The following is a 21,778-nucleotide window of genomic DNA, read 5'->3' as shown; positions in this document are numbered from 1 at the left end:
TTGCCTCCCCGGGCCCTGTGATCGAGACCGGGGAGGCAACGTGCCGAAACCCCCGCGGTCAGCCGAGGAACGTCAGGTCCAGCAGGGCGAGGTTCAGGGCCACGACGAGCGTGACCGCGACCGTCGCGAGGACCTTCGTGACGGGCCGGTTCACGTGCTCGCCCATGAGGTCGCGGGCGCTGGTGAGCCGCACGAGCGGGATCAGCGCGAACGGGATCCCGAAGCTCAGCACGACCTGCGAGACGACGAGCGCGCGCGTCGGGTCCACGCCGAACCCCAGGCACACCAGCGCGGGGATCAGCGTGACGACCCGGCGCACGAGCAGGGGCACGTCGACGTGCAGCAGCCCCTGCATGATCACGGCGCCCGCGTAGGCGCCCACGGACGTCGAGGCCAGCCCGGAGGCCAGCAGGCCGATCGCGAAGACGAGGGCGACCCCCGCGCCGAGGTGGGTCGCGACGGCCGCGTGGGCGCCCTCGAGGGTGTCGGTGCCCGGGACGCCGCGCAGGGCCGACGCGGCCAGCAGCAGCATCGAGATGTTCACCAGGCCCGCGACGACCAGGGCCGCGACGACGTCGACGCGCGTCGCCCCCAGCACCCGCCGCCGGTCGGCGGGTGCGACCGTCCCGTGGTGGTCGCGCGCGACGGCGGAGTGCAGGTAGACCGCGTGCGGCATGACCGTCGCGCCGAGCATGCTCGCGGCCAGCAGCACCGTCTCGGCCCCGGCGAAGCGCGGCACCAGACCGGCGGCGGCCTCGGCGGCGTTCGGCGGGGCGAGCACTACCCCGGTGACGAACCCGACGACGATGATCAGCAGGAACCCGACGATGACGGCCTCGAACCGGCGCACGCCGTTGCGGCCGTGCAGGGCCAGCAGGCCGATCGAGACCGCGCCCGTGACGATCCCGCCCACGAGCAGGGGGGTCCCGAACAGCAGGTTGAGCGCGACCGCGCCCCCGATGACCTCGGCCAGGTCGGTGGCGACGGCCACGAGCTCGGCCTGCGCCCAGAACGCCAGCCTCGCCCGCCGCCCCAACCGGTCGCGCAGGAGTTCGGGCAGGGTGCGGCCGGTGACGACGGCCAGCTTGGCCGACAGGTACTGCACGAGGACGGCCATGGCGTTGGCGACGACGAGGACCCACAGCAGCAGGTACCCGTACCCCGCACCCGCGGTGAGGTTCGCGGCGACGTTGCCGGGGTCGACGTAGGCGATGGCCGCGACGAACGCGGGGCCGAGCAGGCGCAGCAGACCGCGCTCGGGGCGGGCGGGCGCGGCGGGGCGGGCGTCCGTCGTCATGAGGACATCATGCACGAAAGTTCGGCGCACCGAACTCTCTTCTTCCTCGTCGCCCCACTCATCTCCGCGATCAAGGACTGCCGCGCGGTGATCAAGGACTGCGGCGACGGTCACCGTCGGCACTTCCTTGATCGCGGTGACCCGGTCCTTGATCGCGGTGACCCGGTCCTTGATCGCGGTGACCCGGTCCTTGATCGCGGTGACCCGGTCCTTGATCGCGGGGTCAGGGGAGGGACTTGGCGTAGCAGACCGACAACGGGCTGTCCGCCCACGGCCCGAAGTTCTCGGCGAGGCGCTCGTAGCCCAGCGCCTCGTACAGCGCCATCGCCTCCGGCTGCAGCGTCCCCGTCTCCAACCGGACCCGGCGGGCTCCGGCGGCGCGCGCCTCGGCCTCGAAGCGGGCGACGAGGGCGCGGGCGGCGCCCCGGCCGCGGGCCTGCGGGCGCACGAACACCCGCTTCATCTCGACCGTCGCGTCCCACCCGGGCTCGTCGACGTCGACGCGGGCGATGCACCCGGCCGGTGCGCCGTCGAGGTACGCGACGTGGCAGACGGCCTCGGGGGCCAGCGGGTACTCGACGTCCGGTTCGCCGGGGGTGCGGTAGCGGACGTTCAGCTCGGCGACCGCAGCCTCGATCAGGGTGTCGAGGTCGGGGTCGCCGAGCGGGCGGGGGTGGATCTGCAGGCTCACCCCTCCACGGTGGCACCCACCCGGCGGCGCCGCTGCGAGGGCAGGGCGGGCACCCGGGGGTCGATGGGCGCGCGGCCGTTCTTGTCGACGCGGGTGGCCTCGACGAGGATCAGCAGCCCGAGCAGGGCCAGGACGAGCGCGACGAGCGCGGTCGAGGCGTAGCCGAACCCGGCGTCGATCGCGACGCCGCCGAGGAAGGCGCCCATGGCGTTGCCGACGTTGAAGGCGGCCTGCATCGCGGCCGAGGCCATCGACGCGCCCCCGCCCGCGGCGAGGATCCCGCGGGTCTGGATCGGCGCCGACATGACGAACCCGATGAACGCGAAGAGGAACACGCCCGCCGCGGCGGCGATCTTGTTCCCCGAGAACAGGAACAGGCCCCCGAAGACGACCACCTGCCCGACGAACCCGGCCGCCAGCGTCCGGTAGGGCCGCCAGTCGGCCAGCCGGCCGCCGACGAGGTTGCCCAGCGTCGCGCCCAGGCCGAACAGGACGAGCACCCAGCTGACCGAGCTCTCGGCGAACCCGGCGACGTCGGTCAGCAGCGGCGAGACGTAGCTGACGACCGTGAACATGCTGGCGAAGCCGACCGTCGTGATGAGCAGCGTCCACCAGACCTGCCGGCGGCGGAACGCGGCGAACTCCGAGCGCAGCGTGCCCGAGCGGGTCTCGACCTCGGGGACCATCGCCAGGATCGCGGCGACCGTCAGCAGGCCGATGACCCCGACGAGGGAGAACGTGAGGCGCCAGCCGAGCTGCTGCCCGACGTAGGTCCCGACCGGGACGCCGACGACGTTCGCGACGGTCAGCCCGGTGAAGACCAGCGCGAGCGCCTGCCCCTGCCGTCCGGGCGGGGCGATCTTGCGGGCCACGACGGCCGAGGCGCCGAAGAACGCGCCGTGCGACAGGCCCGACAGGAACCGGGCGCCGATGAGCAGGTGGAAGGTCGGGGCGAGCGCCGTCGCGACGTGGCCGAGCACGAACAGCCCCATGAGGCCCGCGAGGACCTTCTTGCGGGGCAGGGAGTGCGTCAGGGCCGTCAGCGTGGGGGCACCCACGACGACCCCGAGGGCGTAGGCCGAGACCAGCCAGCCGGCGGAGGCGATGGAGACGCCGAAGGTGGCGGCCATCTGCGGCAGCAGGCCCATGGCGACGAACTCGGTGGTTCCGATGCCGAAGGCGCCGATGGCGAGGGCCAGGAGGGCGAGGGGCACGAGCGGTTCCTTCTCGGGGCGAGGGGGCAGGGTCTTCGATCAGCGCTCCGTCGGCCTGTCGACACCCCGATCATCGCCGTCGGCGCCGCCGATGTTCCAGCCGATCGGGACCGGGCCTCGAAATCGCTGTCGCGCACGGCGTCCCGGGCGTGGCGGCAACACCTCACGAAGACCTCAGGCGAGCGCGGCCCGGTCCCGTGGCGCACGGCCCTGACAGACTGCCGCCGTGACGACACCGTGGTCCTCCCAGGAGTTCTCCTTCGACGGTCCCGGCGGCTACGGCGACCACGACGTGCGGGTCACCTTCACGCACGGCTCGGGCCGCGTCGTGCGCCGCCCCGCCTTCTGGGACGGGGGCACCACGTGGCGGGTCCGCTTCGCCTCCCCGGGGCTGACGGGGCCGTGGTCGTGGTCGGTCGAGGGCGCCACCGGGGGCGGGACGTTCGTCGTCGACGCCGGGGCCGGGGAGGGGGTCTTCGCCGAGCACGGGTTCTGGCGGCTGCAGGGCCGTCACCTCGTGCACGCCGACGGGACCCCCGCGTTCCTCGTCGCGGACACCCCGTGGGCGCTGCCGTGGCGGGCCACCGTGGACCAGGTCGAGGTCTACGCCGCCGACCGCGCCGCGAAGGGGTTCAACGCGGTCCTGCTGATGAGCGTCCAGCCCGACATGGACGCGCGCGGACCCGAGGACCGGTCCCTCGACGAGGGTTTCGGCGTCGCCTTCGACGACCTGCCCGAGGGCAGGCTCACGCGGCTGCGTCCCGACTACTTCCAGCACCTCGACGCCCTCGTCGAGGTGCTGGTGCGCCACGGGCTGGTGCCCGTGTGGCAGCCCGTCTTCCAGGGGTTCGGCTGGAAGGGGCTGCGCGCGGCCGGGGCGGTCGTCCCGCCGGAGGAGTACGCGCGGTACTGCCGCTACCTCGTGGCCCGCTACGGTGCCCACCCCGCGGTGTGGCTCGTGGGGGCCGACCGGTCCGGCGACGAACCGCAGGTCCTGGCCGGTGGCCTGGAGGTCCACGCGAGCGACGACTACGCCCACCCCACGGGCCTGCACTACAGCCCCTTCGCGAGCGGCGCCGAGCACCAGGACGCCGACTGGCTCGACTTCCAGTGGTGCCAGACCGGTCACCTCGGCGACCACGTGCCCGAACGCGTCGCGCACCTGTACCGCAACCTGCCGGAGAAGGCCGTCGCCAACGGGGAACCGTCCTACGAGAACACCCGGCGGACGGGGTTCGCGGGCGGCTGGTGGCAGGGCCACGAGGCGTGGACCAACTTCTGCGCGGGCGCCACGATGGGCGTCGTGTACGGGGCGGGCAGCCTGTGGCAGTGGCAGCTGCACCCCGACGAACGGGGCCAGTCGCCGTGGTTCTCCGCGCCCGGGGCGGGCTGGCGCGAGGCGCTGGAGTTCGAGGGGTCCCGCTACCCGGGGGTGCTGAACCGGGTGCTGCACGGCCTGCCGTTCACGGGGGCGCGGCCCGACTGGTCCCGCACGGCCAACCCCCGCAACGTGTTCGTGCCCGGCACGTTCCTCCTGTCGTACTGCCACGACGGCGGGGACCTGCGGCTCTTCCAGCCCGAGGGGGTCCCCCGCACCTACCGGGTCGTCGACCCGCGCACCGGGGAGGTCCTGCAGCGCGGGGAGCTCGGCGCGGACCACACCGTCCGCGACCCCGGCGGCGCCCCGCGCGTCGTCGTGTTCTGCGACGACGTCACGGGCTCCGCGATCGCCTGACCCGGGAGCGGGAAACGCCTCAGAGTTCGCGGACCCGCCCGTCCTCGACGACCAGCCGCCGCGTCACCTCGACGGCCTCCAGCAACCGCCGGTCGTGGCTGACCAGCAGCAGCGTCCCGTCGTAGCTCGCGAGCGCCTCCTCGAGCTGCTCGATCGCGGGCAGGTCGAGGTGGTTGGTCGGTTCGTCGAGCACGAGCAGGTTCACCCCGCGCGCCTGCAGCAGCGCCAGGGCCGCGCGGGTCCGTTCCCCGGGGGACAGGCTCGCCGCGCTGCGGCTCACGTGGTGGGCGCCGAGACCGAACTTCGCCAGCAGGGTCCGCACCTCGGCGTCGGGGGTGTCGGGGACCTCGTCGCCGAACGCGCGGGCCAGCGTCCGGTCGTCGCCGAACGCGCCGCGGGCCTGGTCGATCTCCCCCACCCGCACGCTCGACCCGCCGAGGACGGTGCCGCTGTCGGGGGTCACCCGCCCCAGCAGCAGGTTCAGCAGCGTCGACTTCCCGGCCCCGTTCGGTCCCGTCACCGCGACCCGGTCGCCCGCGTCGATCGACAGCGTCACGGGCCCCAGCGTGAACGACCCGCGGTGCACGACGGCCTCGCGCAGCGTCGCCACGACCGACCCCGAGCGGGGGGCGGCCGCGATCGACATCTGCAGCTTCCACTCCTTGCGGGGTTCCTCGACGACCTCCAGCCGCTCGATCATCCGGTCCGTCTGCTTGGCCTTGGCGGCCTGCTTCTCGCTGCCCTCGCGCATCTTGGCGCGGATGTTCTTGTCGGGGTCGCCCTTGCGGACGGCGTTGCGCACGCCCTGCGCCATCCACCCGCGCTGCATCCGGGCGCGGGCCTCCAGCCCGGACTTCGTCTCGGCGTACTCGTCGTACGCCTCCCGCGCGTGCCGGCGCTGGACGTCGCGCTCGGACAGGAACGCCTCGTACCCGCCGCCGACGACCCGCACGACCTGCTGGGCCAGGTCGAGCTCGACGACGCGGTCGACGGTCCGGGTGAGGAACTCGCGGTCGTGGCTGACGACGACGGCGGGCGAGCGCAGCTCGGTGACGAACCGTTCCAGGCGGGCCAGGCCGTCGAGGTCGAGGTCGTTGGTGGGTTCGTCGAGCAGGAACACGTCGTAGCGCGACAGCAGCAGCGCGGCGAGCCCGGCGCGCGCGGCCTGGCCACCGGACAGCGACGTCATCAGGGCGTCGGGGGAGGGGGTGAACCCGACGTCGGCCAGGGCCTCGTCGCGGCGTTCGTCGAGGTCGGCGCCGCCGAGGTTCAGCCAGCGGTCGAGGGCGTCGGCGTACCGGTCGTCGGCTCCGGCCGCGCCCTCGCCCAGGGCCGTGGCGGCGGCGTCCATCTCCTCCTGCGCGGCGGTGACGCCCGTGCGCCGGCCCAGGAACTGCGCCACCGTCTCCCCGGGCCGGCGGTCCGGTTCCTGCGGCAGGTACCCGACGGTCGCGGTCGGCGGGGACAGGGTGACGGTCCCTGTCTCGGGCCGGTCGAGCCCGGCCAGGAGCTTGAGCAGCGTGGACTTGCCGGCCCCGTTCGCCCCGACGAGACCGACGACGTCCCCGGGGGCGACGACGAGGTCCAGACCGGAGAACAGCGCGCGCGTCCCGTGGGCGGCGCTGAGGTCCTTGGCGACGAGGGTGGCACTCACGGCCCCATTCTCGCCGGTCGTCGCCGCCCCCCAAACCACGGCGATCAAGGACTCCCTCCCCGCGATCAAGGACTCCCTCCCCGCGATCAAGGACTCCCTCCCCGCGATCAAGGACTCCCTCCCCGCGATCAAGGACTCCCTCCCCGCGATCAAGGACTCCCTCCCCGCGATCAAGGACTCCCTCCCCGCGATCAAGGACTCCCTCCCCGCGATCAAGGACTCCACCACCGCGATCGAGGAACCGCGCACCGTCCGTGGCGGCACCCTCCTCGATCGCGGGGAGAAGTTCCTCGATCGCGGGGGGAGGATGCGGGGGTGGAGTCTCCCGGGTACGACCTCGCCGCCCACGCCCGCTCCTTCGGGGCCGCCGCGGGCGAGTACGCCCGCGCCCGCCCCGGGTACCCCGACGACGCGGTCGACTTCCTGGTCGCCGGCGCCCGGCGGGTCCTGGACCTGGGGGCGGGGACGGGGAAGTTCACGGCGTCGCTGGTCGCGCGGGGTCTGGACGTCGTCGCCGTCGAACCGTCGCCGCAGATGCTCGCGGAACTGCGCAGCACGCTCGACGTCGAGGCGCACGAGGGGTCGGCGGAGGCCACGGGGCTGCCGGACGCCTGCGTGGACGCGGTCGTCGTCGCGCAGGCGTGGCACTGGGTCGACCCCGCCCGGGCCGTCCCGGAGGTGGCGCGGGTCCTGCGGCCCGGCGGGACGCTGGGCCTGGTGTGGAACGTGCGGGACGAGTCGGTGCCGTGGGTGGGCCGGGTGTGGGCGATCGCGCAGCAGGGGAGCGAGCACGAGATGCGGTCCAGCGCCGCGAACGTAGGGGCCCCGTTCACCGGCGGCGAGACGTTCACGACGCGGTTCGAGCACGTCACCGACCGGGCCGGGATCCTGGACCTCGTCGCCTCCCGCAGCTACGTCATCGTGCTGGCGGACCACGAGCGGGCGGACCTGCTCGCCGAGGTCGGCCGGGTCCTGGACGAGGAGTTCGCGCCCGGCGAGGAGGTCCGCGTCCCGTACCTCACGCACTGCACCCGCTTCCGGCGGGGGTGAGGGCCGTGCGCAGCTCGTGGTCGCCGGTGGGGGTCCGGGCCTCGAAGAACAGCCGACGTGACCCGTCGGGCAGGTCGAGGACGTCGAGGTAGCGGACGTCGGTGACGGGGGCGTCCGGGACGCGGTGGCCGTCGAGGGTGGCCCAGCCGGTGCGCTCGAACCAGTTCTCCGCCGCGCTGGCCCGTCCGTCGTAGGCGAGGAACCCGTCGACGACGGCGCTGACGCGGGCCCCGCGCGCGTCCCACGTCCCCGGCCGGCCCGTCAGCACCGTCGTCGGCTCGGACCAGGAGGTCCCGTCGGAGCTGGTGCAGGACAGCGTGGACATGCGGTCCTCCTGGCCGGGCTCGGACAGGTCGTGGGCGCAGACCCACAGCCGCCACGAGCCGTCGGCGGCGCGGTGCACGACGGGGTCCTTGAACCCCACGGTCGCGTCCCCGGGCAGGACGGGGACGACGGTGGCCCGGGCCAGGTCCTCCAACCGCGGCGCGCGCAGGAGGCCCACCCACCAGTGCGGGCTGTCCGGGCTCGCGAACCCGGCGAACAGCCACCACCCGTCGTCGTCGCGCACCAGGGCGGGACGTTCCAGCATCGCCGCCCCGGCGACCTCGGGCCCGAACCGCGCGACCTCGCGGACGGTGGCGCCGCCGTCGTCGGAACGGGACAGGACCATCGCGTCGGACCCGGCGCGCTCGCGGTGCGCGAGGACGAGCGAACCGTCGTGGTCGAGCGCCGCCGAGGGCGCACCGGCCCACCGCTGGGCCCCCGTGAGCGGGGCCGGGACGAGGATCGAGGAGGTCGCGGGGATCGTCAGCACCCGTCGAGGGTGGGCCGCCGCAGGGTGCGGGACCAGTGGCAGGACTGTCGTGGGACCCGACGTTCCTGCCACCCTGTCCGCATGCGTCCAGCGCACGTCGTCGCGGCCCTCGTCGGTGAGCGCGTCGCCGCCTTCGAACTCGGGATCGCCGCCCAGGTCTTCGGCCTCGACCGCTCCGACGAGGGGTTCGCCGCCACCGGGTTCCTGCTCTGCGGCCCGCGGCCGGGCTGGACGCGTGCCTGCACGTCGTGCGCCGCGACCGCGGGGCGGCGGTCGCGAACGCGCTGGCCCGGCGCACGGTGACGGCGGCCCACCGTGAGGGCGGGCAGGCGCAGTTCGTCGACCACCCCGTCCCGGCGGCCGGCGACGACCTCGCCGCGGTGCTGGACTGGGCGCGCGGGCACCTCGAGCAGGACCTGCCCGTCGAGGAGCTGGCCCGTCGGGCGCTGCTGTCGCCCCGGACGTTCGCGCGCCGGTTCCGCGCCGCGACGGGCACGACGCCGCACCGGTGGCTGGTGGCCGAGCGGCTGCGCCGGGCCGAGGAGCTGCTCGAGCGCACCGACCTGACGGTCGACGCCGTCGCCCAGCGGTGCGGGATGGGGACCGCGGACGCGCTGCGCCGCCAGTTCACCGCCCGCCGCGGCGTCGGTCCCGCCGCCCACCGCCGCTCGTTCCGCGCCGGCGCCCCGCCCGCTCCCGCCCTGCCCGCTCCCGCGCGAGGCACACCTCGCGCCCGCGAGAGCGCCTCCTGAGGGCTCGAGGTGTGCCTCGCGCGGGAGTCGGGCACGGGGAGTCGGGGCGGGTGAACGCTGGGTGACGACATGCTCGGGACGGGGCGAATGGTCACCGACGACCCTCCCGTGGCGGCAGACTGCCCCCTGGCGCGGGGGCGCCGGACACTGGTCGGACGAGCCGGGGGGCTGTGACGTGACCGTCGTGAAGTGGGAGGACCTCGAGGTCCTCGAGACCGGGCGGGTCAGCGTCCGGGTGCCGCGCAGACCGCTCGCCGCGGCCGCGCTGTCGGTGCTGTGGCCGGGGTTCGGGCACGCGTACCTGGGCCGCACCGCGTCCGCCGTGGGCCTCGCAGCCGCGATGGTGACGCTCGTGGTCCTCACCGTGCTGCCGGGGGCGTGGCGGTTCACCGCGCCCGCGTGGGGCGCCCTGCTCGTCGTCGCGGCCGTCACCGCGTGGCGCGCGGGTGCCCCCGCCCGACCCGCCGCCCGAACCTGACCCCGGCAGGGTCTGGCCGGGGCGGGCCGTGACCGCTTACCGTCCGACCTGTGGCGGCTCCAGGTGAGGAACAGCGACCGGTCCTGCTGACGGTCGACGACGACCCGGCCGTGTCCCGTGCTGTGGCCCGGGACCTGCGTCGCCGCTACGGCAAGGACTACCGCGTCCTGCGCGCCGAGTCCGGTCCGGACGCCCTGGGGGCGCTGCGCGAGGTGAAGCTGCGCGGGGAGGCCGTCGCGGCCGTCCTCGCCGACTACCGCATGCCGCAGATGGACGGGGTCGAGCTCCTCGAGGCCGCGATGGACCTGTTCCCGTCCGCGCGCCGGGTCCTGCTGACGGCCTACGCCGACACGTCCGCCGCGATCCGCGCCATCAACGACGTCGACCTCGACCACTACCTCCTCAAACCCTGGAACCCGCCGGAGGAGAAGCTCTACCCCGTCCTCGACGGCCTCCTCGAACGCTGGAACGCCGAACCGGTCCGTGCGCCGGACGAGGTCGTCGTCATCGGGGACCGGTGGTCGGCGCGCTCGTTCGCGGTGCGCGACTTCCTGGCCCGCAACGAGGTCCCCTACCGCTGGTTGCTCGCCGGGCAGCCCGAGGCCGACCGCCTGCTGAGCGCCGCGGGGTCCACGCAGCTGCCCGTCGTCCTGGCCCCGGTCGACGGGGCCTGCCCGGAGGTGCTCGTCGACCCCGACGACGTCACGCTCGCCGACCACGTCGGGCTCAGGACGCGCCCGCAGCGGGAGTTCTACGACCTCACCATCGTCGGCGGCGGCCCGGCCGGGCTCGGCGCCGCGGTCTACGGCGCCTCGGAGGGGCTGCGGACCGTCCTGGTCGAGCAGCACGCGACGGGCGGGCAAGCGGGCCAGAGCTCGCGCATCGAGAACTACCTGGGGTTCCCCGACGGGCTGTCCGGGGCGCAGCTGGCCGACCGGGCCCGGCGCCAGGTCGCCAAGTTCGGCGCCGAGACGCTCACCGCGCGCACGGTGACGGGGCTGGAGGCCGCCGGGGGCGCGCGGGTCGTCCGGTTCTCCGACGGGACCAGCGTCGCCGCGCACACCGTGCTGCTGGCCACGGGCGTCTCCTACCGCACGCTGGAGGGGCCGGGCCTGGCCGAGTTCACGGGCCGCGGCGTCTACTACGGCGCCGCCCTCAGCGAGGTCTCCGCCTGCGCCGACGAGGACGTGTTCGTCGTCGGGGCCGCGAACTCCGCCGGGCAGTCGGCCGTGAACCTCGCGCGGTCCGCGCGCACCGTCACGATGCTGGTGCGGGGCACCTCGCTGGAAGCCTCGATGTCGGCGTACCTCGTCGACCAGATCGCCGCCCTGCCGAACATCCGCGTGCGCCTGTGCACCGAGGTGACCGCGGCGCGCGGTTCCGACCGGCTGGAGTGCATCACGCTGCGGGACAAGGAGTCCGGTCTGGAGACCACGGTGGACGCCCACCACGTCTTCGTGTTCATCGGCGCCGCCCCCCGCACGGCGTGGCTCGACGGGTCCGTGCGCCGCGACGACCACGGCTTCGTCCTGGCCGGTCCCGACCTCGTCGTCGACGGCGAGCGGCCGCCGGGGTGGACGCCCGCGCGCGACCCCTACCACCTGGAGACGTCGATGCCCGGGGTGTTCGTCGCCGGGGACGCCCGCGCGGACTCGGTCAAGCGGGTCGCCTCCGCCGTGGGGGAGGGCGCGATGGCCGTCATGCTCGTCCACCGCTACCTCGCGCAGCAGTGAGCCCGTCCGTGACCCCCGACGAACTGCGCACCCTGTTCCTCTTCGAGGGGCTGTCGGACGCCCAGGTGCGCAAGCTCGCCGACAGCGGCGACGTGGTCCACGCCGAACCCGGCTGGCTCTACCGCGAGGGTGACGCCGCGACGTGCTTCTACGTGCTGCTCGACGGGCACGTGAGCCTGCACCACCAGGGCGGCGGGGACGACCTGGAGATCGGCCGCACGCGCCAGCGCGGCGTCTACGCCGGCGCGTGGGAGGCGTACCTGGGCGACGGCGCCCCCGCCGGGTACACCTCCTCGCTGCGCGTCCTGGAACCGTCGGAGTTCTTCGTCCTGCCGGCGGCGACGTTCGGGCGGGTCGTCCGCGAGTGGTTCCCGATGGCCGTGCACCTGCTCGAGGGCACCCGCATCGGGCTGACGCAGGCCCAGAAGCTCACCAGCGAACGTGAACGCCTGCTGGCCCTGGGGTCGCTGACCGCGGGACTCACCCACGAGCTGGGGAACCCGGCCGCGGCCCTGGCCCGCACGCTCGCGCAGCTGCAGGAGGAACTGCGCTCGCTGGAGGGTTCCGTGGCGCGGCTGGCCCCCGGGCTGCCCGAGGTGCCCGCCGCGGGGTCGGCTGTCGTTCCTGGTGACCCGTTGCGCCGCAACGAGGCCGAGGACGCCCTGGTCGACGCCCTCGACGAGCTGGGCGTCGAGGACCCGGAGGACCTCGCCCCCGTCCTCGTCGAGCACGGGCTGGCCGCCGCGGACCTGCCCACCGATCCCGGCACCGTGACGTGGTTCGCGCGGACCGTCGCCGTCCGCTCGCTCGTCGCCGAGGCGGCGGCCGCGTCGGGGCGGATCAGCGCGCTGCTGGCCTCGGCCGGGAACTACGCCCAGCTGGACCGGGCGCCCGAACGGTGGGTCGACGTCCGCGAACTGCTGGACGCCGCGATCTCGATGCTCGGCGCGGGCGCCGGGCGCGCCGTCGGCAACTCCCGCGTCGCCACCGAGTACGCCGACGTGCCGCAGGTCCTGGGGCACACGGGCGAACTGGTCCAGGTGTGGACGAACCTGCTCGACAACGCGCTCGACGCCCTGGGGGAGGAGGGCGGCACCGTGACCGTCCGGGTCCACCCGGACGCCGACGGGGTGTGCGTCGAGGTCGCCGACGACGGCCCCGGCGTCCCGCCCGAGGTCCTGCCGCGCATCTTCGAGCCGTTCGTCACGACCAAGGACGTCGGGCAGGGCACGGGGCTGGGGCTCGACATCGCCTGGCGCGTCGTCGTGCACCGCCACCGCGGCCGGCTCAGCGTCGACAGCGTGCCCGGGAACACCGTGTTCCGGGTGTGGTTGCCCGTAGAACCCCAGGAGGACTGATGGTGGACCAGATCGAGCCGAGCGCCGCCCCGAGCGGCCCCGGCTGCGCCGACTGCGACGCGGCGCAGCCGCAGGGCTGGTGGTTCCACCTGCGCCGTTGCGCCGCGTGCGGGCACGTCGGCTGCTGCGACTCCTCGCCCGGCCAGCACGCCCGGGCCCACGCCGCGAGTTCCGGTCACGGCGTCGTGCGCAGCTACGAGCCGGGGGAGGAGTGGTTCTACGACTTCGCGTCCGACGAGACGTACGCGGGCGGCCCCGACCTCGCCCCGCCGCTGCACCACCCCGAGGACCAGCCGGCCCCCGGCCCCGCCGGTCGCGTGCCCGCGAACTGGACGCGCCTGCTGCACTAGGCCGAAGGCACACCTCGCGCCCTCGCCACGCCGGGGTTCAGGGCGCGAGGTGTGCCTCGCGCGCGGTGGGGGCGCGGCGGGCGAGCAGGACGAGGACGGCGAGGGCGACGGTGGAACCGGCCGTGCCCAGGACCATGTCGCCGAGGGTGTCCTCGTAGGCGGTGGCGAGCTCGGTGCCGTGCCGGATGAACGTCCACCACTCGCCGATCTCCCACAGCAGCGCCAGCAGCGCCCCGCCCCCGATCGTCGCGACGGCCCGCGCCCACCGGGGACGCACCCGCGCGACGCCCAGGACGAGGCCCAGGCCCAGCGTGAGCAGGCACCAGTTGGTGAAGTGCAGCAGGTCGTCCCACCAGACGACGGTGTCGTACAGGTCCAGGGTGTTCCCCGTGACGTCGACCAGGAACGGCGTCATCACGAGGGTGAGACCGGCCCAGGGGGCGTCCCGTCGTCGCCGGTGGACCACGAACCACACGACCGGGACGAACAGCATCAGCAGCGGGTAGAACACCAGCCGCGCCCCGAACGCCTTGCCCGCGAACTGCGGCAGGTCCCGGGCGAACGTCGCCACGAGCAGTTGGGCGACCGTCGCGATCAGCACGAGGGCGGCGGGGGTCCAGCGGGGGGTGCGCACCGTCCCAGCATGGCCGTGGGCGCGCTGCGCGGGTGGGCTTTCGCCGCGACGGTGCGTAGGGTCGAGGGGTGAAGTACCTGCTGATCGTCGTCGTGCTCGCGGTCGTGGCCTTCCTGGCCTACCGCCGGATCCGGGGTTCGGGGTCCGCGCTGCGCGACGCCGACCCCCGCACGCTGCGGGACGAGTTCCGCGGCGGGTCTCACGACGACCGGGCGGGCGACTGAGAGGACGCCTGACCGGCGAGCACTCCCAGCGGGTCGTCCAGCAGCGGCGCGAACGCCAGTTCCGCCGCGCCCAGGACCGTCGAGTCGCGGCCCAGCGCCGAACCGCGCACCTCGACCCCGGCCCGCATGGCGGGCATCACGAACCGGTCCACCCACGGCAGCACGTCGTCGGCCAGCGCGGGCCACAGGTCCCGCCACAACCCGTCGCCGAGGACGATGGCCTGCGGGTCGAACAGGTGGACCATGTTCGCCAGCCCCCGCGCGAAGGCGCGGGACAGCTTGTCGCGCGTGCGGCGCGAGACGACCCCGCCCGAGCCCAGCCGCTGCAGCACGAGGTCGACGATGTCGGCCGCGTTCTCGTCGAGGTCGAAGGGCTGGGCCCACGCCGAGGCCAGGGTCTCGCTCTCCCAGCACCCCCGGCTGCCGCAGCGGCAGGGACGGCCGTCGGGGTCGACGCCCATGTGCCCGACCTCGCCCGCGAAACCCCGCTTGCCCGTCAGCGGGTGGCCGCCGGTGAGGACGCCGCCGCCGAGGCCGTAGGTGCCGCAGAGGTAGACGACGTCGGTCAGCCCCACCGCCGCGCCCCGCCGGTGTTCGGCGAGCAGCCCGAGGTCGGCGTCGTTGGCGACGTCGACGCGCACCCGGCGGCCGGTCCGCTCGGTCAGCGACTTCGCCGCGCGGTCGCCGAACGGGGCGTCGTCCCAGCCGAGGTTCGGGGCGTAGGCGACGCTGCCGTCCTCGGTGCGGACGGTGCCGGGCACCGCCAGCCCGACCCCCACGACGACGTCGGGGGGCCCGACGGCGAGCAGGTCCGCGGCGGTGTCGGCGAACAGGTCGGCCGCCGTCTCGGGGTCCGGCGGCGAGGCCAGGGCGATCGTGCGCCGGCCCGCGACGGTGCCGCCCAGGCCCACGCGCAGCACTTGCAGCTCGTGGACGTCGACGTACCCCGCGAGCACCTCCGCCCCGCCCTCGCGGGCCCGGACCTCCAGCGACGGCCGTCCCACCCGGCCGGAGGTGGCGTCGGCGGCCGGCAGCCGCTCGACGACGAGGCCGGCCTCGACGAGGGTCCCGACGAGGCCGCCGATCGTCGAGCGGTTCAGCTCCAGCTGCCGGGTCACCTCGGCGCGGGTGGTGGCGCCGCCGGCGTGGACGAGGCCGAGGAGGGCGGCGAGGTTGTGCCGCCGCACGTCCTCCGTCCCGCGTCCCCGCGCGCCCGCCACCACCTCGCCCACGCCCGTGATCCTCTCGTGCCGAAACCGGTGCCCGTGCGGTGCTCAGACCGCCGAGGACGCCCGGCGACGGCGCGAGACGGCGTCGACGGTGGCGGCCAGCAGCAGCACCGCGCCCGTGACGAGGTAGTTCACGTACTGGGCCTGGTTGAGCAGGCCCAGGCCGTTGGCGATGGCGGCGATGACCAGACCACCGATGACGGCGTTCGAGACGCGCCCCTTGCCGCCGAAGAGGCTGGTGCCGCCGATGACCGCGGCGCCCACGCCGAGCAGCAGCGTGTTCGCGCCACCGGACCCGGGGGCGACGGAGTTCAGCCGCGAGGCGTCGATGACGCCGGACAGCGCGGCCAGCGTCGAGCCGATCATGAACACCGAGATGCGGATCCCGCGGACCGAGATGCCCGCGCGGCGCGCGGCTTCGGGGTTGCCGCCGACGGCGTACACGTGCCGGCCGTACGTGGTGCGGCCCAGGACGATCGTCAGCAGGACGAGCAGCACGGCGATGATCGGCACCGAGTAGGGGATCCCGGCCAGGTGGATGCTGGCCACGCGGGCGCGGTTCTGGCTGAGGATCGCCGTCACGACGACCAGCAGCACGGCGACGACGACGAGCCGCGCGACGACGACGCCGAGGTTGTCGCGGGACAGCCCGCGGCGGCGCTGACCGGCCCAGCGGCCCAGGCTGACGGCCGCGAAGGCCACGACGGCCAGGATCGTCAGGGCCCAGCCCAGCCCGACGGGCATGTTCGAGTTCGCGATCGCGACGATGGTCTCGTTGCGGACGGCGATGGTGCCGCCCTCGCCGATGAGGCGCAGCGTGATGCCCTGGATGCCGAGGAAGAACGCCAGGGTCACGACGAACGAGGGGATCCCCACCCGGGAGACGAGCAACCCGATGAGGGTCCCGAGCACCAGGCCCGTGAGCAGCGCGGCGAGCAGGCCGACGAGCCAGTTGACGCCGCCGTCGCGCAGCGCGATGGCCATGACGGCCGCCGAGGCGGCGCCCGCGACACCGGCGGACAGGTCGATGTCGCCGAGCAGCAGGACGAACGTCAGGCCCATCGCGAGCACGATGATCGAGGACGCCTGGACGAGCAGGTTGGCGATGTTCCCGGGGGTGGGGAAGGTGTCCGGCCGCAGCGCGGAGAACAGCACGAACAGCACGACGAGACCGGCGATGGCCGGCAGGGACCCGATGTCGCCGCCGCGCAGGCGGGCGACGTAGGCCTGGACGCCCTCGCGGAACGTGGGTTCGGGGGCGGCGTGCTCCAGGGGGCTGCCGCCCTGCGCGGTGGCGCGGGCGAGTTCGCGGATGCGCTCGGCCTCGCTGGTCTCGGGCTGGGTGAACTGGGTCGTTCCCGAACCGTCTCCGGGAGTGGTCGACATGGTTTCTCCTTCGTGGACCGGGTCGGTCAGACCGGGGCCGACGCGGTGGCCGGGGCCAGGCCGAGGTCGCCCGAGCGTCCCGTGGTGATGAGTTCGACGACCTGGCTGCTCGTGACGTCGCGGGTCCTCACCGTCGCGGCGGAGCGGCCCAGGTACAGGGCGGTGATGTTGTCGGCGACCTCGAAGACGTCGCTGAGGTTGTGCGAGATGAGGACGACGCCCAGGCCGTTGTCGGCGAGGCGGCGCACGAGGTCGAGGACCTGACGGGTCTGGGCCACGCCGAGGGCGGCGGTGGGTTCGTCGAGCAGGACCACCCGGGAGTTCCACAGGACGGCCTTGGCGATGGCGACGGTCTGGCGCTGACCGCCGGACAGGCTGGAGACCTGCTGACGCACCGAGCGCACCGTGCGGACGGACAGGCTCGCCAGGGTCTGGCGGGCCAGTTCCTCCATCGTGGGTTCGTCGAGCAGGATGCCGCGGCGCTTCTCGCGGCCCAGGAACATGTTCTGGACGATGTCGAGGTTGTCGCACAGCGCGAGGTCCTGGTACACGACCTCGATGCCCAGTTCCGCGGTGTCGCGCGGGCCGGTGATGTGCACGTCGCGGCCCTCGAACCGGTACTCGCCGGCGTCGATGGTGTAGATGCCCGCGATGCACTTCACGAGCGTGGACTTGCCGGCGCCGTTGTCGCCGACGAGCGCGGTGACCTCGCCGGCGCGGACGTCGAGGTCGACGCCGTGCAGGACCTGGACCGCGCCGAAGCTCTTGTCGATCCCGCGCAGCGACAGCAGGGGGGCTGCGCCGGGACCGGTTGCGTCAGTCATCATCTTCCTCGGGGACGTCGGGGTTCTGGACGTGCCGAGCACCGGGAACCCCTGGGGCGGGGTTCCCGGTGGTTCGGGGTCGGGTCAGGAGATGCCGAGTTCGGTGCAGTCGGCGGCGAAGTCTCCGGTGCACACGTCGCTCGCCTTGACGAAACCGGCGTCGACGACGCTCTTGACCTTGTCGCGGGTGATGAGCTGCGGGTCGAGCAGGATGGACTTCACGTCGCGCTTGCCGGTGGTGTCCTCGACGGTCCCGGTCGTCTTGGGCGTGTCGCCCTTGATGAGCGCGATCGCGATGTCGGACAGGGCCTTGGCCTCCTGGTCGACGGGCTTGTAGACGGTCATGCACTGGGTCTTGGCGAGGATGTTCTGCAGACCCTGGGTGGTGGCGTCCTGGCCGGTCACCGGGACCTTCCCGGCCAGACCGTTCTTGGCGAGGATGGAGATCGCGGCGTTGCCGAGGCCGTCGTTGGCGGCGAGGACGCCGTCGATCTTGCCGCCCTGCTGGGTCAGCATCTGCTCGAAGATGGTGGCGGCCTGCTGGTTGTCCCAGTCGGGCACGGACTGCTCGGCGACGACCTTGTAGTTGGTCATCGGGTCCAGGACGCTGTGGGCGCCCTTGGAGAACTGGGTGGCGTTGTTGTCGGTGGGGGAGCCGTTGAGGTAGACGATGTTCTTGTCGCCCCCGCCCAGGCACCCGGCCAGGCCCTGGCCCTGCTCCTGGCCGACCTTGGTGTTGTCGAAGGAGACGTAGTAGTCGGCCGAACCGCCCAGGGTGAGGCGGTCGTAGTCGATGGTCTGGACGCCCTGCTTCTTGGCCTTGGCCTCGATCGCGGCGCCGGAGTCGGAGTCGAGGTTGACGATGGCCAGGACCTTGACGCCCTCGGTGAGCATCTGGTCGGCGATGGTCTGCATGTTCGACGCGTCGCCCTGGGCGTTCTGGATGTCGGCCTTCACGCCGGCCGCCTCGAACGCCTTCTGCAGGAGCGGGCGGTCGAAGGACTCCCACCGGGCCGAGGACTTCGTGTCGGGCAGGATGACGCCGACCTCGGCGGCACCCCCCTTGCTGCCGCTGCTGGCGCCGTCGCTGGAGGTTCCCGTGTCGCCGCCGCTGCCGCAGGCCGACACGAGGAGCAGGCCGGCGACGCCGGACGCGAGCAGGACGGAGGATCGAACGCGCATGGATGCCCCTTCGCATCGTGGTCCCCCGGGGTCGTCCGATGGCGCCGGGGGTAAGTTGTGCCCCAAAACATATACCTGTTCCCCCCGGTCCGGGAGGTTCGTGACCCGGTTGTGACCTGCGACCGGGAACCTCCACCCGGACGCAGCAGTTGTCCGTCACCCGTCGCGCAGTGGAGCCCTCCTCCCGACGGCTACCCTTCCCGACGGTCCGGTGGTCGCCGGACGTCGCGCAGCAGAGGGGAACGTCCGTGGCGGGTTCGGGTTGGCGAGTGCACGGTGACGGACGGGCGGTCTCGCCGGGCGAGGTGGTCGCCCCCGACGAGCGGCTCGCGTGGCCGCGCACGGTGGGCATCGGGCTGCAGCACGTCGTCGCCATGTTCGGCTCGACGGTCCTCGTCCCGGCGCTGACGGGTTTCCCCGTCGCCACGACGCTGTTCTTCTCCGCGGTCGGCACCGCGCTGTTCCTGCTCATCACCCGCAACCGGCTGCCGAGCTACCTCGGGTCCTCGTTCGCGTTCATCGCGCCGATCCTGGCCAGCTCCGCCGGGTCGGCCACGGGCGGGATCCTCGTCACCGGTCTGCTGCTGGCGGTCGTCGGGCTCGTCGTCCACCTCGCCGGGTCGCGGTGGATCGACCTCGTCATGCCGCCCGTCGTGACCGGCACCATCGTCGCGCTCATCGGGCTCAACCTGGCACCCGCGGCGTGGGGGACGACCGAGACCTCCGGCTTCCGGGCCGACCCGGTCACGGCCGTCGTCACCCTGCTCGCCATCGCGCTCACCAGCGTGCTGTTCCGGGGGCTGCTGGGCCGGCTCGCGATCCTCGTCGGCGTCGTCGTGGGGTACGCCTTCGCCGCGGTGCGGGGGCTGGTGTCCTTCGACGCCGTGGAGCAGGCCTCGTGGGTCGGGCTGCCGACGTTCACCGCGCCCCGCGTGGACGTCTCCGACCTCGCGCTCTTCCTGCCCGTCGTGTTCGTCCTCGTCGCCGAGAACGTCGGGCACGTGAAGTCGGTCGCGGCCATGACGGGCCGGGACATGGACCCGCTCGCCGGCCGGGCGCTGCTGGCCGACGGCCTGGCCACGACCCTCGCCGGTCTCGGCGGGGGCTCGGGGACCACGACCTACGCCGAGAACATCGGCGTCATGGCCGCGACGAAGGTCTACTCGACGGCCGCCTACTGGGTGGCCGCCGCCGCGGCGCTCGTCCTGTCCTTCTCGCCCAAGTTCGGCGCGCTCGTCGGGTCCATCCCCCCGGGCGTGCTCGGCGGCGCCGCGACCCTGCTCTACGGGATGATCGGCGTCCTCGGCGCCCGGATCTGGGTGCAGAACAAGGTCGACTTCTCCGACCCGGTGAACCTCACGACGGCCGCCGTCGCGCTCATCGTGGGCATCGCGAACTACACGTTCACCACCTCGGGCGGGCTGACGTTCGCCGGCATCGCGCTCGGGACGGTCGCGGCGATCGTCACCTACCACCTCATGCGGGTCGTGGGCCGGGCGCGGGGGACCGTCAGCGTCTGACGCGATCAGCGTCTGACGTGATCAACGTCTGACGTAGTGCAGGAACTGCACGCCCGAGGCGAACGTGCGCGCCTGCCTGAGCGTGAAGTCCCGGCGCCGGCCGTCGGCGGGGAACAAGGGCGTTCCCCCGCCGGTGAGCACCGGGTAGACACGCAGCCGGTACTCGTCGATCAGGTCCGCCTCGGCCGCGGCGACCGCGAGGGTGGCGCCGCCGATCCCGACGTTCCCGGGGCCGTCCTGCTCCCGCAGCCCGGCGACCTCCTCGGCCAGGGAGCCGGTGGCCAGCCGGGCGGGGGCGTCGACGTGCGTGAGCGTGGAGGAGAACACCACCTTCGGCAGCGCGTTCCAGACCCGGGCGAACTCCTGCTCCAGCGCGCCCAGCGGCTCGGGCGGGTCCTGCCAGTAGAGCATCGCCTCGTGCAGGCGGCGGCCGAGCAGGTGGACGCCCAGGCCCCGCACCTCGTCGGTGGCGAAGCGGAACAACTCCTCGTCCGGGTCGGCCCAGTCGAAGTCGCCGTCCGGGCCGGCGACGAAGCCGTCGATCGAGACGGCCAGGGAACAGGTCACGGCGCGCACGGTTCCTCCTCGGTGGTGTCCTGGCAGGTCAGCTCCGGCCGGTGACGAGCAGCAGCCGGTCCCCGTGCTGCAGCGCCGCGACCTCGTGGAACAGCAGGGTCCGACCCTCCCGCACGACCGCCAGCACGGGGAAGCCCAGAGACCCCGGCGCCGCCCCCACCTCCCCGGCCTCGACCACCCGCTCGGTCAGGTCCAGGCCGGTGCCGAAGGACACGAGGTCCTCGACGACCTCCACGGACGCCGGGCTGCCCGCGGCCAGGCCCAGCAGCCGTCCCGTCGTCTCCGAGGTCACCACCACCGAGTCCGCCCCGGACTGGCGCAGCAGGTCCGCGTGCTCGACCTCGCGGGCCGTGGCCACGACCGTGGCGCGCGGGTTGAGGCGGCGCAGGGCGAGGGTGGCCAGGATGGCCGTGTCGTCGCGGTCGACGGCCACGACGACCGTGCGCGCCCGCTCGGCCAGCGCCGTGACGAACGTGTCCGAGCGCGTCACGTCGCCCGTCACGCACAGGTAGCCGTCGCGGGAGGCGTCGGCGGTCGCCCCGGGGTTGCGGTCCACGACGAGGATCCGGTCGGGCGGGGTCCCCTTCAGGCGCAGCTCCCGGACCGCGTTGCGGCCCTTCGTGCCGTACCCCAGGACCAGGACGTGGTCGTGCATGCGGGCCCTCCAGCGCGCGAGGCGGAACTCCTTGCGGGAGCGCTCGGTGAGCGCCTGGATGGTGGTGCCGACGAGGATCACGACGAAGAGGATCCGCACCGGCGTGACGAACAGGGCGTTGACGAGCCGCGCGCCGTCGGTGACGGGGACGATGTCGCCGTAGCCGGTCGTGGAGAGCGTCACCGTCGTGTAGTAGAGCGCGTCCAGCACCGACAGCGTCCCGTCGGCCCCGTCGCGGTACCCGTCGCGCTCGAGGACGACGACGGCCCAGCAGACCACCACGAGCAGCAGGGCGAGCCCGAGCCGCAGCGCGATGGCGCGCAGGGGCGAGACCGGTCGCCCGGCGGGCAGGCGCAGGCGCGCGTCGCGATCGACCACCCCCGCAGTCTGCTGCACCACCGTCCCCCGCACCCGCGACACGG

The 21,778-nt window shown here is 73.9% G+C and carries 22 protein-coding genes; 10 read left to right on the top strand and 12 right to left on the bottom strand.

Annotated elements, in window-relative coordinates; all coding sequences use genetic code 11:
- Nucleotides 1-58: 58 nt before the first annotated feature.
- The 3 genes from CLV37_RS10820 to CLV37_RS10810 all read right to left on the bottom strand — a co-directional run bounded on the left by CLV37_RS10820 (nucleotide 59) and on the right by CLV37_RS10810 (nucleotide 3,202).
- The gene (locus tag CLV37_RS10820; protein WP_106210055.1) at nucleotides 59-1,297 is read right to left on the bottom strand and encodes an Nramp family divalent metal transporter; all 1,239 of its coding nucleotides are present in this window, start codon (nucleotides 1,295-1,297) and stop codon (nucleotides 59-61) included.
- A 223-nt stretch (nucleotides 1,298-1,520) separates the two neighbouring features.
- Nucleotides 1,521-1,988, bottom strand: coding sequence for a GNAT family N-acetyltransferase (locus CLV37_RS10815; RefSeq protein WP_106210053.1), 468 nt, complete (start codon nucleotides 1,986-1,988; stop codon nucleotides 1,521-1,523).
- Nucleotides 1,985-3,202, bottom strand: a complete 1,218-nt coding sequence (locus CLV37_RS10810) for an MFS transporter (RefSeq protein ID WP_106210051.1) — start codon at nucleotides 3,200-3,202, stop codon at nucleotides 1,985-1,987. The genes CLV37_RS10815 and CLV37_RS10810 overlap by 4 nt, the downstream gene beginning before the upstream one ends.
- A 226-nt stretch (nucleotides 3,203-3,428) precedes the next feature.
- Between CLV37_RS10810 and CLV37_RS10805 the strand changes: the two genes are divergently transcribed.
- On the top strand, nucleotides 3,429-4,937 hold the full coding sequence (locus CLV37_RS10805; RefSeq protein ID WP_106210050.1) for a glycoside hydrolase family 140 protein: 1,509 nt from the start codon (nucleotides 3,429-3,431) through the stop codon (nucleotides 4,935-4,937).
- Nucleotides 4,938-4,956: 19 nt separating this feature from the next.
- Here the strand turns inward: CLV37_RS10805 and CLV37_RS10800 are convergent, their stop codons facing one another.
- Nucleotides 4,957-6,591: an ABC-F family ATP-binding cassette domain-containing protein gene (locus CLV37_RS10800; protein ID WP_106210049.1), complete on the bottom strand. Its 1,635-nt coding sequence runs from the start codon at nucleotides 6,589-6,591 to the stop codon at nucleotides 4,957-4,959.
- A 315-nt stretch (nucleotides 6,592-6,906) separates the two neighbouring features.
- Here CLV37_RS10800 and CLV37_RS10795 point away from each other — a divergent pair, with 315 nt between their 5' ends.
- Entirely contained in the window at nucleotides 6,907-7,641 is a 735-nt protein-coding gene (locus tag CLV37_RS10795) for a class I SAM-dependent methyltransferase (RefSeq protein WP_106210048.1), read from the top strand.
- On the opposite strand, the gene CLV37_RS10790 is transcribed toward CLV37_RS10795, so the two are convergent.
- On the bottom strand, nucleotides 7,610-8,455 hold the full coding sequence (locus CLV37_RS10790) for a glycoside hydrolase family protein (RefSeq protein WP_106210046.1): 846 nt from the start codon (nucleotides 8,453-8,455) through the stop codon (nucleotides 7,610-7,612). The genes CLV37_RS10795 and CLV37_RS10790 overlap by 32 nt on opposite strands.
- 81 nt (nucleotides 8,456-8,536) lie before the next feature.
- Here CLV37_RS10790 and CLV37_RS10785 point away from each other — a divergent pair, with 81 nt between their 5' ends.
- The 6 genes from CLV37_RS10785 to CLV37_RS10760 all read left to right on the top strand — a co-directional run bounded on the left by CLV37_RS10785 (nucleotide 8,537) and on the right by CLV37_RS10760 (nucleotide 13,126).
- Nucleotides 8,537-8,758 carry a hypothetical protein gene (locus tag CLV37_RS10785; RefSeq protein ID WP_106210044.1) on the top strand — a complete coding sequence of 74 codons (222 nt, stop codon included), beginning with the start codon at nucleotides 8,537-8,539 and terminating at the stop codon, nucleotides 8,756-8,758.
- Nucleotides 8,704-9,207, top strand: coding sequence for a helix-turn-helix domain-containing protein (locus CLV37_RS10780; protein WP_211298548.1), 504 nt, complete (start codon nucleotides 8,704-8,706; stop codon nucleotides 9,205-9,207). The genes CLV37_RS10785 and CLV37_RS10780 overlap by 55 nt, the downstream gene beginning before the upstream one ends.
- Before the next feature lie 175 nt (nucleotides 9,208-9,382).
- Nucleotides 9,383-9,685, top strand: coding sequence for a hypothetical protein (locus CLV37_RS10775; RefSeq protein WP_106210040.1), 303 nt, complete (start codon nucleotides 9,383-9,385; stop codon nucleotides 9,683-9,685).
- Between the two features lie 50 nt (nucleotides 9,686-9,735).
- On the top strand, nucleotides 9,736-11,418 hold the full coding sequence (locus CLV37_RS10770; protein ID WP_106210038.1) for an NAD(P)/FAD-dependent oxidoreductase: 1,683 nt from the start codon (nucleotides 9,736-9,738) through the stop codon (nucleotides 11,416-11,418).
- Entirely contained in the window at nucleotides 11,415-12,776 is a 1,362-nt protein-coding gene (locus CLV37_RS10765; protein ID WP_106210036.1) for a sensor histidine kinase, read from the top strand. The genes CLV37_RS10770 and CLV37_RS10765 overlap by 4 nt, the downstream gene beginning before the upstream one ends.
- Complete coding sequence (locus CLV37_RS10760) at nucleotides 12,776-13,126, top strand: UBP-type zinc finger domain-containing protein (protein ID WP_106210035.1); 351 nt, start codon at nucleotides 12,776-12,778, stop codon at nucleotides 13,124-13,126. Before CLV37_RS10765 ends, CLV37_RS10760 begins: the two co-directional genes overlap by 1 nt.
- A gap of 37 nt (nucleotides 13,127-13,163) precedes the next feature.
- On the opposite strand, the gene CLV37_RS10755 is transcribed toward CLV37_RS10760, so the two are convergent.
- On the bottom strand, nucleotides 13,164-13,760 hold the full coding sequence (locus tag CLV37_RS10755) for a DUF2238 domain-containing protein (RefSeq protein ID WP_106210033.1): 597 nt from the start codon (nucleotides 13,758-13,760) through the stop codon (nucleotides 13,164-13,166).
- 68 nt (nucleotides 13,761-13,828) lie between these two features.
- On the opposite strand from CLV37_RS10755, the gene CLV37_RS27545 reads away from it, so the two are divergent.
- The gene (locus CLV37_RS27545; RefSeq protein WP_170127179.1) at nucleotides 13,829-13,984 is read left to right on the top strand and encodes a hypothetical protein; all 156 of its coding nucleotides are present in this window, start codon (nucleotides 13,829-13,831) and stop codon (nucleotides 13,982-13,984) included.
- On the opposite strand, the gene CLV37_RS10750 is transcribed toward CLV37_RS27545, so the two are convergent.
- The 4 genes from CLV37_RS10750 to CLV37_RS10735 form a co-directional block, all read right to left on the bottom strand.
- Nucleotides 13,960-15,216, bottom strand: coding sequence for an ROK family transcriptional regulator (locus CLV37_RS10750; RefSeq protein ID WP_106210031.1), 1,257 nt, complete (start codon nucleotides 15,214-15,216; stop codon nucleotides 13,960-13,962). The genes CLV37_RS27545 and CLV37_RS10750 overlap by 25 nt on opposite strands.
- Nucleotides 15,217-15,258: 42 nt before the next feature.
- Complete coding sequence (locus tag CLV37_RS10745) at nucleotides 15,259-16,599, bottom strand: sugar ABC transporter permease (RefSeq protein ID WP_106210030.1); 1,341 nt, start codon at nucleotides 16,597-16,599, stop codon at nucleotides 15,259-15,261.
- Between the two features lie 26 nt (nucleotides 16,600-16,625).
- Nucleotides 16,626-17,423 (bottom strand): ATP-binding cassette domain-containing protein, encoded by a 798-nt coding sequence (locus CLV37_RS10740; protein WP_106210028.1) that lies wholly within the window; start codon nucleotides 17,421-17,423, stop codon nucleotides 16,626-16,628.
- Nucleotides 17,424-17,507: 84 nt separating this feature from the next.
- Nucleotides 17,508-18,605, bottom strand: coding sequence for a sugar ABC transporter substrate-binding protein (locus CLV37_RS10735; protein WP_106210026.1), 1,098 nt, complete (start codon nucleotides 18,603-18,605; stop codon nucleotides 17,508-17,510).
- A gap of 248 nt (nucleotides 18,606-18,853) precedes the next feature.
- On the opposite strand from CLV37_RS10735, the gene CLV37_RS10730 reads away from it, so the two are divergent.
- Entirely contained in the window at nucleotides 18,854-20,125 is a 1,272-nt protein-coding gene (locus tag CLV37_RS10730; RefSeq protein WP_106210024.1) for a uracil-xanthine permease family protein, read from the top strand.
- A 21-nt stretch (nucleotides 20,126-20,146) separates the two neighbouring features.
- Here the strand turns inward: CLV37_RS10730 and CLV37_RS10725 are convergent, their stop codons facing one another.
- Nucleotides 20,147-20,701 (bottom strand): dihydrofolate reductase family protein, encoded by a 555-nt coding sequence (locus CLV37_RS10725; RefSeq protein WP_106210022.1) that lies wholly within the window; start codon nucleotides 20,699-20,701, stop codon nucleotides 20,147-20,149.
- 28 nt (nucleotides 20,702-20,729) lie between these two features.
- Nucleotides 20,730-21,734, bottom strand: coding sequence for a potassium channel family protein (locus CLV37_RS10720; RefSeq protein ID WP_106210019.1), 1,005 nt, complete (start codon nucleotides 21,732-21,734; stop codon nucleotides 20,730-20,732).
- Nucleotides 21,735-21,778 lie beyond the last annotated feature (44 nt).

It is taken from the genome of Kineococcus rhizosphaerae (genome assembly GCF_003002055.1).
GTDB classification, from domain to species: domain Bacteria; phylum Actinomycetota; class Actinomycetes; order Actinomycetales; family Kineococcaceae; genus Kineococcus; species Kineococcus rhizosphaerae.
Note: the sequence above shows the minus strand (reverse complement) of the source record. Positions and strands in the feature narration are given on the sequence as shown.

What these genes read in the sequence shown, in the direction of transcription:
- CLV37_RS10820 (WP_106210055.1), bottom strand. Translation starts at nt 1,297, where the DNA reads ATGACGACGGACGCCCGCCCCGCCGCGCCCGCCCGCCCCGAGCGCGGT.
- CLV37_RS10785 (WP_106210044.1), top strand. Translation starts at nt 8,537, where the DNA reads ATGCGTCCAGCGCACGTCGTCGCGGCCCTCGTCGGTGAGCGCGTCGCC.
- CLV37_RS10760 (WP_106210035.1), top strand. Translation starts at nt 12,776, where the DNA reads ATGGTGGACCAGATCGAGCCGAGCGCCGCCCCGAGCGGCCCCGGCTGC.
- CLV37_RS10745 (WP_106210030.1), bottom strand. Translation starts at nt 16,599, where the DNA reads ATGTCGACCACTCCCGGAGACGGTTCGGGAACGACCCAGTTCACCCAG.
- CLV37_RS10740 (WP_106210028.1), bottom strand. Translation starts at nt 17,423, where the DNA reads ATGACTGACGCAACCGGTCCCGGCGCAGCCCCCCTGCTGTCGCTGCGC.
- CLV37_RS10735 (WP_106210026.1), bottom strand. Translation starts at nt 18,605, where the DNA reads ATGCGCGTTCGATCCTCCGTCCTGCTCGCGTCCGGCGTCGCCGGCCTG.